General features: G+C 47.2%; 10 protein-coding genes. 6 read left to right on the top strand and 4 right to left on the bottom strand.

The window, feature by feature from the left end:
• Window positions 1–3: 3 nt before the first annotated feature.
• Window positions 4–783, top strand: a complete 780-nt coding sequence (locus F458_RS19990) for a winged helix-turn-helix domain-containing protein (RefSeq protein WP_018981494.1) — start codon at window positions 4–6, stop codon at window positions 781–783.
• 13 nt (window positions 784–796) lie between these two features.
• On the opposite strand, the gene F458_RS0100955 is transcribed toward F458_RS19990, so the two are convergent.
• Window positions 797–1,999, bottom strand: a complete 1,203-nt coding sequence (locus tag F458_RS0100955; RefSeq protein ID WP_018981495.1) for a transporter — start codon at window positions 1,997–1,999, stop codon at window positions 797–799.
• 340 nt (window positions 2,000–2,339) lie between these two features.
• Window positions 2,340–2,984 (bottom strand): hypothetical protein, encoded by a 645-nt coding sequence (locus F458_RS0100960; protein ID WP_156824136.1) that lies wholly within the window; start codon window positions 2,982–2,984, stop codon window positions 2,340–2,342.
• Between the two features lie 333 nt (window positions 2,985–3,317).
• On the opposite strand from F458_RS0100960, the gene F458_RS0100965 reads away from it, so the two are divergent.
• The 4 genes from F458_RS0100965 to F458_RS0100980 are packed head-to-tail and all read left to right on the top strand — an operon-like array spanning window position 3,318 to window position 8,993.
• Window positions 3,318–4,700, top strand: coding sequence for a cytochrome ubiquinol oxidase subunit I (locus F458_RS0100965; protein ID WP_018981497.1), 1,383 nt, complete (start codon window positions 3,318–3,320; stop codon window positions 4,698–4,700).
• An 11-nt stretch (window positions 4,701–4,711) separates the two neighbouring features.
• Window positions 4,712–5,719: a cytochrome d ubiquinol oxidase subunit II gene (gene cydB / locus F458_RS0100970; RefSeq protein ID WP_018981498.1), complete on the top strand. Its 1,008-nt coding sequence runs from the start codon at window positions 4,712–4,714 to the stop codon at window positions 5,717–5,719.
• Window positions 5,720–5,721: 2 nt separating this feature from the next.
• Entirely contained in the window at window positions 5,722–7,380 is a 1,659-nt protein-coding gene (locus tag F458_RS0100975; protein WP_018981499.1) for an ABC transporter ATP-binding protein/permease, read from the top strand.
• The gene (locus tag F458_RS0100980; RefSeq protein WP_018981500.1) at window positions 7,380–8,993 is read left to right on the top strand and encodes an amino acid ABC transporter ATP-binding/permease protein; all 1,614 of its coding nucleotides are present in this window, start codon (window positions 7,380–7,382) and stop codon (window positions 8,991–8,993) included. Before F458_RS0100975 ends, F458_RS0100980 begins: the two co-directional genes overlap by 1 nt.
• Before the next feature lie 150 nt (window positions 8,994–9,143).
• Here the strand turns inward: F458_RS0100980 and F458_RS0100985 are convergent, their stop codons facing one another.
• Both F458_RS0100985 and F458_RS0100990 read right to left on the bottom strand, forming a co-directional pair.
• The gene (locus F458_RS0100985; protein WP_018981501.1) at window positions 9,144–9,911 is read right to left on the bottom strand and encodes a PEP-CTERM sorting domain-containing protein; all 768 of its coding nucleotides are present in this window, start codon (window positions 9,909–9,911) and stop codon (window positions 9,144–9,146) included.
• 412 nt (window positions 9,912–10,323) lie between these two features.
• On the bottom strand, window positions 10,324–11,931 hold the full coding sequence (locus F458_RS0100990) for an NAD(P)/FAD-dependent oxidoreductase (RefSeq protein WP_018981502.1): 1,608 nt from the start codon (window positions 11,929–11,931) through the stop codon (window positions 10,324–10,326).
• A 185-nt stretch (window positions 11,932–12,116) separates the two neighbouring features.
• Here F458_RS0100990 and fdxA point away from each other — a divergent pair, with 185 nt between their 5' ends.
• Window positions 12,117–12,440 (top strand): ferredoxin FdxA, encoded by a 324-nt coding sequence (gene fdxA, locus F458_RS0100995; RefSeq protein WP_018981503.1) that lies wholly within the window; start codon window positions 12,117–12,119, stop codon window positions 12,438–12,440.
• The last annotated feature ends 41 nt before the right edge of the window (window positions 12,441–12,481 follow it).

Below are 12,481 nucleotides of genomic sequence, written 5' to 3' on the forward strand. Positions count from 1 at the left end.
ATAATGACAGTATTATCTGATAACCGCAGCATCATAGTTATATCAAAAGACATCTCATTTTCGGCATTGATGACTGGTTATTGCCGAAGTAAAAAGCTAACGGTGACCTGCCTGAATACGTTAAATGGCTCAAGCTCGTGTGATGATTTAAACGTAACCGACTTGATGGTAATTGATGCAAGATACTCTGCTGAGCAGTTCGCGTCTGATTTTCATCAGATCATCGACATCGCGAGCCATAGCAGTGGACTGCCGATACTGGTTGTGTATAGACAAAACGTCCCCCCGCAAGCGCGTGCTTACTCAAACCTGACATTCATTGAAGAGTTTGAAATCCTGCCCGAACTCGATCGTTTATTCAATAATACGCGAGTGCCAGGTTCAGGCTATGAAAGACGGGTAAAAGAACGGCGCCGGTGTCCGGACAGGCGTATTTCATCGAACCATAATGGGCAAGTGAAAAAGATTGAAACCCGTGCTGACTCGCCTGTTCAGATTGGCGATATCTGCGTAAATTATCAGACCAAAACAGTGTTCAAAAACAACCGCGATCTACAACTGACCCGAAAAGAATTTGACCTGTTTACCATGCTTTTATCTGAGCGGTCTCAGGTCTATACCGCCGAATTTATTATGAAGCAGCTTTGGCCTAATACCTCCCGGGCCAACAAATCCGACCTTTATCAGTATATTCATACACTACGCAAAAAACTCGAGCCTGATCCTTGCGACCCCAAATGTTTGCTTACGGTCAAAGGGGTAGGTTACCAGCTTTGTCTGTAAAATTAGTTATTTATCAAAATGTAATAGGGACCCGCAGATTTAACCGAATGTCCTGGGCATCATCAGTGACACCGACAGCCATTGATACATTTATATTGGTTGAAGGAGAGTAGCGGAACGAGTAACCAATAATCAGTTGACCGATGTCCAGTTCGCTCCCATCAATTTTTACATCGTTTATCTTAGATTCAAGCACATGCTTATGGGCGTAGCTTACGCTCATTGACGTGCGGGCATTCAAAGATAACCCCAGTCCAAAACTAACCCCAATTCCATCTCCTGCATCGACTTCGCCAATCTCTTCATCCTCTATTTTTTCATTATAGGAATAGCTGACATTACCAAAAAACACGCCCGGATCAGTCGGGTAAATCGCACTCAGACTTGGTTGAATACTCATGTAGCCGGCACCTGTAGGTAACTCGGTGGGAAAAACGGCGCCAGGTGTTGATTCAATAAATTCTACATCAAAAGGGCTAGTACCGGTTGGAAAGGAGGCCTGCAGATTAGCGACATAAATGATGCCGTTACCTGCCTCATTGAGCTGATACCGGGTGGCAACCTGAATGTCCCCAAGCCCTTCACCACTTGCATCAAAAATCTCATCTTCGCTGACACTGACACTCACTGGTCGTGAGCGTTGCGTATCGTTTCTGGCAACATAAGGGGTTTTTACTTCTATTTCCCAGCGCTCGGTAAGCCCGTATTTCAGTGACAGGCTCGCAATAGCACTATGACGCTTCACTTCGCGAATATCGATAAGACCAACAATCAAAGCAGGAATAAATGAGTAACCATCAAGAAATACCCGATTATTATCATTGTAAGAATAGCTAAGTGAAGTCTCCATTGCCCATTGACCATCGCCCACTAATACCCCATTTCTACTGTTAGACTCCGGCAATGCTCTTACATCAGCCTCGGGCTCTGGCGGTTTCTGCCCTACGGGAGCCTGGGGTTGTGGGTTCGCAGCGGATGACCGGGTTGCTGTAAAAGCCTGCTTATTTGGTGGGGGCTCATCAGAATGGTGCTGCTTTTTTAATGCGTCGATTTCTTTTTGTAACTGCTCTATCAGCGCACCCTGGCGCCTCAACTCATCTTCATAAGCGGGTGACGATGCCGACTGTGCTGATGTCTGTGGTGCAAATACTAAAGCACAATTCAACATTACAAATAATGGTATTGCGACAGGCTGTTTCTGATTGAGGTGCTCCATGCCGTTTCCTTAGCCAGGGTTGTCATATTGCGGTTGAAAAATAAACAGCTTTTTAAATGTATATGAGGGTGCGCTGTTTCACAATATAAATGACTAACATTTAGCGATGAGAATTAATATGTTGCGGTTTTTTACAAAACTTATCGCTTAATGATAGGACGCTACGACATGCAGGTATCAAAGCAGTACACAGAGGCTAACCAGGCGCGATATTAAATACAGGGAGTGAGTCTGCAAGACTGCAATACTATTTGGAATACACATTACATAGCATTAAAAAGCAGTAAATAAAGCCGGATGGCGTTGTTTGCTGCAACCGGCTTTTCAACAGACGTTTACATTATCTGACCTTGCGTCTGTAAAGTGCAAGGCCGAAAAAACCACCGGCAAGTGCGCCGAAAAGCACAGGCTCGGAAACTTCAGCGGGCATAGGAGAGGTTGCAGCAAGACCAAACTGCGCGCCCATTAAGGCCCCTTCCTGTAGCTGAAAAACATCTTCCAGCAGTTCGCTGGCCGCGCTTAAAAAAGTAAGGGAAATCTGAGGATTATCCAAATCTGTTATGGCAGCGGCATCAAGGCCTGACAGATCAAGACTAAACAAATCCGTCATTCCTCCACCATTAACATCTGCTGCCAGCGTTGCCGTGGTTGTGTCGATTAAAAAGTCGCTCAACACTACGGTTACATCATCGCTTTCGTCGTCTGTGCCTAAGTCCCCGGTTAAGCTTATACTGGATCCGGTGTGTTCAATGGTGCCTGCAAGAGAAGTGAAATCCAGATCTCCTCCGGTAATGCCAAAACCCAGAGTAAGCGGCTCTGCAGAAACTAACTCCCCGTTAAGCAGCGCCGGGGTGATGCCCAAATCCGCTAAAGGTGCCGTCACCTGAACATTGGTCTGGCCACCCATAATTGGCGCAGCAAAAACCGGCGTATGAAACAAGATAGCAGCACCAGCAAGGGCGCCTGTTACGACTTTTTTCATCATGTAAATCCTCTTTTGTGATGGAAAATCACACGCAATTACCTATCTCTAGTGCTACACAATGCGCGTTTATGTCTAACCTGAATTTACGTTGCTCCAATTTCAATAGTTTAAAAATTAGACAAATGTAATGTTGTGCAACCGTCCCATCTTGTTGAAATCACCCTCTGCTTATTCCTAATGGAGGTTGGATATAATAAAAATGTAACTTGACCCTCCCTATAAACCTTTATATCGTACAATTGCGATATAAGTGCTTTTAGTACGATTTTAAATTTAAAACGTTTAATTATTGCACAATCTGCGCTAACCAACCTGCAATAAAAGGATATACAAATGGAGCTCGACCCCGTTGTCATTTCACGCATTCAGTTTGCTTTTGTTGTCTCTTTTCACGCAATTTTTCCAGTGTTCACCATAGGTCTGGCATCTTATTTGGCGCTGGTGTATGGCATGGCGTTTAAAACTGATAATCCAAAGTGGGAAAGGCTTGGCGCATTTTGGACGCAGGTATTCGCAGTTGTGTTTGGTATGGGAGTGGTATCGGGTATTGTTATGTCGTTTCAGTTTGGTACCAACTGGAGTAATTTTGCGCTGGCTACGGCAAATTTTTTGGGACCGGTTTTAAGTTACGAAGTCGTAACCGCTTTTTTTCTTGAAGCGGCGTTTTTGGGAATATTGTTATTCGGCCGTGGAAAGGTCCCAAATGGTGTTCATTTTTTTGCAGCTTGTATGGTTTCATTTGGCACGTTTATATCCTCTTTCTGGATTTTGTCAGCAAACAGCTGGATGCATACTCCCGCGGGTGTTGAAGTCATCGATGGAATTTATCGGGTTGTTGACTGGCAGGCTGCAATTTTCAACGATTCATTCTGGTACAGATTCTCGCACATGGCATTAGCCTCCTTTTTAACTGGTGGATTTGTTGTTGCGGGTGTAAGCGCTTGGTTTTTGATTAAAAAACACGATATGCAGTTGCATCGAAAATCCTTGTCCATGACACTCTGGCTGTTATTGTTTTTAACCCCTTTACAGGTTTTTGTCGGGGATCTTCACGGCCTGAATACGTTGGAGCATCAGCCTACAAAAGTGGCAGCCATGGAGGGTAATTGGGAAACCCGGGCAGGCGCGCCATTGCTTTTATTTGCCATACCTGATCAGGAAAACCAGACCAACCACTTTGAAGTGAAAATTCCAAAGCTGGCAAGTTATGTCTTAACCCATGACTGGGACGGGGTGGTACCCGGTATCAAAGAAAAACCTCCAGAGTTACAGCCCAATGTCCCCGTTGTGTTTTGGGCATTTCGTGTGATGGTAGTAATGGGGCTGCTTATGGTGCTGGTGGCTTTTACGGGCTTATTATTACGTCGCAAGCGGGCTTACATGCACAAACGCTGGTATTTGCAGACGTTAAGAGTAATGACGATAACGCCGTTCATCGCTGTTTTGTCGGGCTGGATTGTCACCGAAGTAGGACGGGCGCCTTATCTTGTTTATGAACAAATGACACATGCTGAGGCAGTCACTCCCTCGCTTACCGGTGGCATGGCGCTATTCACATTGATTGGATATATGCTGGTATACGCCTGTGTTTTTATTGCTGGCCTGTACTATTTAACCCGGGTGTTGCAAAAAGGCACGGAAGTTCCCGATCATGTTAATGATGAACAGCATCGCCCCAAACGGCCGCTGTCGGCTGCTGATGTTAGCTTTGATTAAGGACAATAGTGATGAGTGAACCTATCTTCGACTTAACTTACATCTGGGCTGGTATTATCGCATTTGGTGTAATCATGTACGTGCTAATGGATGGCTTTGACCTCGGCCTTGGCGTATTATTTATGTTCGCGCCGACAGAAGAAGACCGGGACATTATGATGAATTCTATCGCACCGGTGTGGGATGGCAATGAAACATGGCTGGTATTGGGCGGTGCGGGTCTTCTGGCTGCCTTTCCCATTGTGTATACGATATTTTTACCCGCGCTTTATATCGGGGTGTTTTTATTACTGGCAGGGCTGATTTTCCGCGGTGTGGCCTTTGAATTCAGGCTCAAAGCCCATACGTCGCGCTATCTGTGGAACTGGTCATTTGCCATAGGCTCTACGATTGCCGCATTCGCGCAAGGTGCTGTAGTAGGAGCTTATATCCAGGGGTTTGAAACGGAAAACATGCGTTATGTAGGCGGTGCTTTCGACTGGCTTACTCCCTTCACCGCGTTTACCGGACTAGGGCTGGTGGCAGGGTATGCGTTACTGGGCGCTACCTGGTTGGTGATGAAGTCGACCGGCGCCACGCAGCAGTGGGCGTACAGGCTGGTAAAACCATTATTGTTTGTGGTAGTCGCAGTATTCTGTGTCATTAGTACCTGGACCCCTTTTGTAGATACTTTTACCGCCGACAGATGGTTTAGTGGCCCTTCATACATCTGGTTGTTACCCGTGCTCGGCTTTTTATGTGTCATTTGGCTCTACCGCTCAGTATCCAAAAAGCGCCAGGGTTCACCATTCGTGGCCACGATGGGCATGTTTATTTTCACCTATCTTGGCTTGCTTGCCAGCAAGTGGCCCTACGTGGTGCCACCCACTTACACGCTTAAGGATGCTGCTTCAGCGCCGGAATCGCAGCTGTTTCTACTGATCGGTTTTCTTTTTGTCATTCCCATTGTGCTGGCTTATACCGCCTGGACATACTGGGTTTTCCGAGGCAAGGTGACTGCGGATGATGGATACCATTAACATTGATCCAAAAAGCGCGCGAGGCGATATCGCCTGCAGGTTACCTCAAAGGTCTGTCTGCCAGGGTTAAGCAATCTACCCGGCTGGCAGTAGTGGCAGGAGTGTTTCACACGTTCGCTACAGTCATTCAGTTGTATCTGGTGGCCTGGTTGGCTGAGCAAGTTATTGTGAACGAGGTGGTTGTTGCTCGGCTTTACTGGCCGTTTTTCTGGCTGGCAATCGTTACCCTGCTGAGGGTGACGATGCCAGTTGTTCAGCAATGGTTTGCCAGTATCGCGGCCCGTCAGGCATTGGACCAAGCATCTGCCGGCATTTTAGGCGACTGGCAGGCGCTGGTTAAGTCAGGTCACACTATAAGACGTGCAGACGGGGCGCTCGTTAGCGAGCCCATTGCAGCGTTGGAAGGCTATATTGAGCGATTTACAGTAAACCGCTATTTGGTGGTTCTGTCACCCCTTATCATTTTAGTGGTTAGTGTTGCTGTCAACCCGGTTGTCGGAACATTACTTCTGTTAAGCGGACCGATCATTCCGATATTTATGGTCATCGTGGGCATGGGGGCAGAGCAAGTCAGCAGAAAACATAGTCATGAAGCTTATTTGTTAAACCGAACGTTCACTGACAAAGTAAAAAACCTGCTTCTTCTCCATCTTTTCGATGCGCAAGATATTGCCACAAAAGAAGTTGTCGAAGCAGGAAAAAGATACAAGCACGCCAACATGGCGGTACTTAAAATAGCTTTTCTTTCTTCGGCTGTGCTGGAGTTTTTTTCCAGTGTTGCTATCGCCGCTATTGCCTTGTATGTAGGATTTGGCCTGCTGGGTTATATCAGCTGGCTTAGCGCTGATACGCTGACACTTTTTAGCGGCCTGTATTTACTGCTGCTTGCGCCGGAATACTTCTCGCCATTACGTAAGTTCGCACAAAGTTATCATGACAGAGCAGAGGCGTTAGGCGCAGCCTCGCTCATTTGTAACATGAGCAGAAATGCAGGCGGGCAATTGACCGAAGGCCAGCAAAGCCTAACCACAGCGTTCACAGACGGTACCAGAACGAGCCGCCTAATATACTGGAAGGCATTAAGTGCAGCGTTACCCGGTGGTTATTTTATTTCTTTTCCAGATATCACATTGCCGTGTTCTTCTTTGACCGCAGTATGTGGTGGCTCTGGTAGCGGAAAAACAACACTGCTGCGCATTATCACTGGTATGCAGCCCTATGAGGGCGTGCTGGTCCGGCCCGCTAACTACCGCCACATGTTTGCATATCTGGCTCAGGAGCCTTTTTTACCCGCAGGATCACTGCGCAATACCATCAATCAGTTTGAAACACATAGTGATGAAGCGATTATCAAAGGCCTGTCGCAAATTGGCATGGCGGCGTTGCTCTCACAACTGACATTTGGCCTGGATACTCATTTACCAGAAGGTCAGGGGCTCTCAGGCGGTGAAAAACGTCGTATCGCATTGTTACGATGTTTGCTGAGCAACAAGCCCGTTATCATTGCCGACGAGCCAACCGAAAACCTTGATGAGCAATCCGCCTATATCGTTCGGGGATGCCTGGCCAGTGCAGCAAACAACGGCAAACTGGTAATAGTGGCGACCCATGATGAAACATTAATAGCGATGGCTGACCTTACTGTGCGGGTGGACGATTAATGCAGGATGTAAAGCTATTAACTCAATGGTTACGTCCTCTTAGCGGTACAAAATTTATCGCAGTTTTTGTTTGCTCTCTGGCCTTGCTGACGGTCTTATTCGGGGTGGGCCTGCTCTCCTTGTCGGGTTGGTTAATTACGGCATCGGCAGTGATGATGACACTTGAGGTCTACGCGCCAGGTGCGGGTATTCGATTTTTCGCAGTGGGGCGAACCGTCAGTCGTTACTGTGAGCGGCTATTTAGTCATGACTTGGTTTTATCATTGCAGGCCGCCTGGAGGGAACAATTCTTCGCTGGCTTAAATCTGGCATCGTTTCAGTCTAAGGCCACCGTCAGCCTCTCTGAAAAAGTACAGCAGTATGTGGGCGACATAGCCACAATGGATAACCTGTATCTGCGAATATTTATGCCAGTTGTCACATCACTTGGTGCGAGCGTTGTGCTGGCTATTTTCTGGCAATTTTACACAGCAATATTAGCGGCGGCGCTATTTGTGGCTGCGGTTATCACGTTAGTGACTGTTATCCGGATGGTTCGCATGCAGCGGGTGCTGGCCATAAAACTTCTTCATTATCGCTATAAACACAGACACCTGGCGATGAATATCACAGCTGCCATGACAGAGCTTGTTGTCTGGGACCACGAAGAGGATGCCTGTAAGCATATAATGCAATTGTCTGAGCAAATTACGGCTATCGAGAAGCGCTATTTTCAGCACACGTCTTTCGCGCAGACTATAGTGAATATGGCAGGGCAGGGGTTATTTGTGTTTACCTTCACTTATACGCTGTTAGTGCTTACAGCATCTCCGGCTGAGGCTGCCCAGGCGATTATGCTTACCTTGAGCACGCTGGTGTGGGCTGAGGTAATAGCTGAACTGCCCGGGCAGTTAGCGCAATATGGAAAAACACTGGCAGCCGCACGGCGTCTCGACAGCCGGGTTGGCGATAACATGCCGGAATCGGAGTTTTACGTTAAAGGCAATAATCAAAATTTACAGCTAACCGGGGTAAGTGCTTTTCAGTCTCATCGCAGAATTCTGAATAAGGTAAATGCGGTATTTGAGCCAGACAACATTTATTGGATACAGGGCGAATCCGGCCGCGGGAAGTCTACGCTGGCCAGTGTGATCGCGGGTGTTCACCCCTTGTCAGCGGGCTATATTACACTGCCTGACACAACTGACAACACAGCCGTGACTTATCTGACACAACATCCAGATTTTCTGGACGCCAGCCTTCGCGACAATCTTGACCCGGCCAACCGCTATAGTGACGCCGAGTTGATAAGCGTGCTGGAGTTGGTTGAGTTATCTTTTCTGCTTAAAACACTGCCTGAGGGTCTCAATTGCCAGCCTGAAGAGGCGGGTATTCTGCTTTCCGGGGGGCAAAAGCGTCGTCTGGCGCTGGCCAGAGTGTTACTGCAGCAAAGATCAATATGTATTCTTGATGAGCCCTTTACGGGCATTGAAACAGCGCTGGCCCGGCGGATCTATTCCAATATAAAACCATTGTATGAAAGCCGTATACTTATCGTTATCAGCCACACCTTTCCGGTTGACGATGCCGATGTGGTAAAGCTGACATTTGACAGGCTGGCTGGCCAAACCTGAAACATACAAGTAGGGGCTGGCTGATAGCTCAGCTTGTTGCGAAAGATCAGGTAGCGGGGGATTTCAGAAGGCGTAGAATGATGGATAATAAAGGCTGCTAAACCCGTTGTTATGCACAAATGGGTTTAGCAGCGCTACTGCTTACAGTTTTTACGCGCGATTAATGCGGCGCGCCGCCAGCCCACCCAGGGCCAGTACGAATAAAACAAAAGTAGACGGCGCAGGAACAGAAGCAGGTTCTAAATCAATCTGTAAGCTGCGGTTGCCGGTAAATTCCAGATTGATATTATCTATAGATCCTTCGAATGTGTTGGCCCAGCCACTGCCGGTCTTCACTACAATTCCCTTAATAATTTCTGATGCATAATTTACCCCGGGGAAAGTGTAGTATTCATCATCGCTGTAATTTTCGTCCATAAGCTCAGCAAATGTAGGAGCTTCATATCCACCAAAATTCTGATGGTCATATATAGCGAGTTGGTTTTCACCTTCTGCGGTTGACCACGTATTCCAGGTATCGGCCGGTGCATTTTTATTTTTTGCATAAAGCGGGTCAAAGGTGATGCGTTGGCCGTACCAACTAGCGCCATCATTTGTACCATCTTTGAATGTATAAATTTGTATAAAAAAGTCATTGTCGCCTGAAGGTTTCAGTGTCTCGAAACTTAAGCTCATCAAATCGCCCAGACGATAGTCAGCATCAGCGGCGCTACTTTCCCATAAAATATACTGTTGAGAATAACTTTCAGGTTCTCCAAAGGTATTGGCAGACCACGCGCCATTGCCTAAGGGTGCATCTGCCATCGCACTGGAGGTAAAACCTCTACCTGGTTCATCAAGTATAATGGTAGCAGCGCTGGCGGAGCCGATAGCTGTAAGAGATAAGGCTAAGGAGGCAAAAATATGACGTAGTTTCATTGTATTTTCCTTTACTACTGCAATCGCAGGGGTTATTCCGACGCGATTAAAAGGTTGATCTGACCGGGTAATGCACCAAATGTGCCAACCGTAATAAATGTTGAAATACAATAAGTTATAAATTTTCTAAGATGCTTATAATACTAAAGTGTTAATTATTTTGACATTAATTAGTTTATTTTATAATCAAAGAAATCAATATCTGTACGCGACTATGATTTTTTTCGACTTGTCTGTCAGCCGACCTCGACTTTAAACATCTGATAGATACCTATAGTGCCCGGTACTGAAGATTAGAGCGGCTTATTGTTTTTATGCAAGTTTATGCAGCATAGGTTCAGGCATTACTCGGCGCGTTTCAAAGCGTCTGCAACGGAAGCTAATTACAACTACACGGAATATGACAGCGGTATTAGTCACTGCCGATCATTGCCAGCGCAACGGCCTCTGCTACCCGGATGCCATCGATACCTGCCGACCAGATACCACCTGCATAGCCAGCCCCTTCGCCAGCCGGGTAGAGGCCCTGGGTGTTCACGCTTTGATAGTTGGCACCGCGTTTAATACATACCGGAGAAGAGGTGCGGGTTTCAACGCCGGTTAAAAGCCCGTCCCGTTTGGCAAACCCCTTGATCTGCTTATCGAACGCCGGTATAGCTTCCTGAATAGACTGAGTGACATAGTCAGGCACAACTTTGCTTAAATCTGTCAGCGTGACCCCCGGGGTGTAGGAGGGGGCAACGTCACCTAAATCGGAACTGGGTTTGCCAGCCAGAAAATCACCGATCAACTGCGCGGGCGCATGGTAGTTTTCTCCGCCCGCCGTGTAGGCAAGCTCTTCCAACTGCCGTTGCAAAGCAATGCCAGCCAACGGATGACCCGGAAAATCCTGCTCAGGTGTAATGCCCACAACAATAGCGCTATTGGCATTACGTTCATGACGTGAATACTGGCTCATGCCATTGGTGACTACCCGGCCAGGTTCTGAGGCTGCAGCGACCACTGTGCCGCCAGGACACATACAAAAGCTGTAGACAGTTCGCCCGTTTTTACAATGATGAACCAGCTTATAATCCGCGGCGCCCAAAATAGGATTGCCGGCATTGTCACCAAACCGGCACTGATCAATCATACTTTGCTCGTGTTCAATTCTAAAACCCACCGAAAAAGGCTTGGCTTCGATATAGACGCCTTGGTCGTAAAGCGCTTTAAAGGTATCGCGGGCACTATGACCCACTGCCAGTACCACATGATTGCTGGCCAGGTATTGGTCATCAGAAAGAAACAAGCCCTGAATTTTATTATCCTGAATATCCAGCTTTTCCACGCGAGTACTAAAACGAATTTCGCCTCCCAGCGCGATGATCTGGGCACGCATTTTTTCCACCATGTTGACCAGCTTAAAGGTGCCAATATGCGGCTTGCTGACATACATAATTTCTTCGGGTGCACCGGCCGCGACAAATTCGTGCAATACCTTGCGACCATAATGCTTACGATCTTTAACCTGACTATACAGTTTGCCATCAGAGAATGTACCGGCCCCGCCTTCACCAAATTGCACATTCGACTCAGGATTGAGCGGTTGTTTGCGCCAGAAGCCAAAGGTATCTTTGGTACGTTCACGCACCGCTTTACCGCGTTCGACCACAATAGGCTTAAAACCCATTTGCGCCAGTATCAACGCTGCAAATAACCCGCAGGGACCAAGCCCGACTACCACCGGGCGTTGGGTCAGTGTAGCCGGCGCTTCAGCTACAAACTTGTATTGCATATCCGGCGTCAACCGTACCCGGGGGTCCTGACTGAATTGCTGTAACAATTCCGCCTCATTAGCGACCTCCACGTCCAGCGTATAAATAAGCAGTATATTTTTGTTGTTCCGGGCGTCATAACCGCGCTTGAACACGGTAACGGCCTTGAGGTCATCTTTACCGATGTCCAGCCTTGTCAGCACAGCCAGTTCAATAGCCTGCTCATCATGATCAAGGGGTAATTTAATATCGGTTAAACGCAGCATAATACAGTTACTCTTATAAACACCGGACAGCCTTTTCTGTCAGGGCCGGGCATTTTAAATGACTTATTGTGCTTTAGATAGGGCCGGGACAGATTGCACAAGCCAGTGTATGAAGAAAACTTGTTTTTTGACCGTGCTACTTTAGACTTGTCAGCTATGAAAAATAATCTCGTAACTAGCTAGTAATGACCTTTGTAGTGACCGACAATTGCATCAATTGTAAATATACAGACTGTGTTGCAGTGTGCCCTGTGGATGCCTTTTTTGAAGGGCCTAATTTTTTAGCAATTGATCCGGCTATCTGTATAGATTGTGCGCTTTGTGTGCCAGAGTGCCCGGCGGATGCAATTGTGCAGGATACCCACTTAACGCCTGACCAGGCACCGTTTTTAGCCCTGAATGATGAATTGGCACAACAGTGGCCTAACATCACAGAGCTTAAACCCGCACCGGCAGATGCTGATGAGTGGAACGGTGTACCAGATAAAATTGGGCTGCTTAACTATTAGCCCGGGTATTTTCACGAATAGGACACGCCAATATTCACAAT

Origin of the sequence: Salinimonas chungwhensis DSM 16280, assembly GCF_000378185.1 — a bacterium.
Lineage (GTDB): Bacteria > Pseudomonadota > Gammaproteobacteria > Enterobacterales > Alteromonadaceae > Alteromonas > Alteromonas chungwhensis.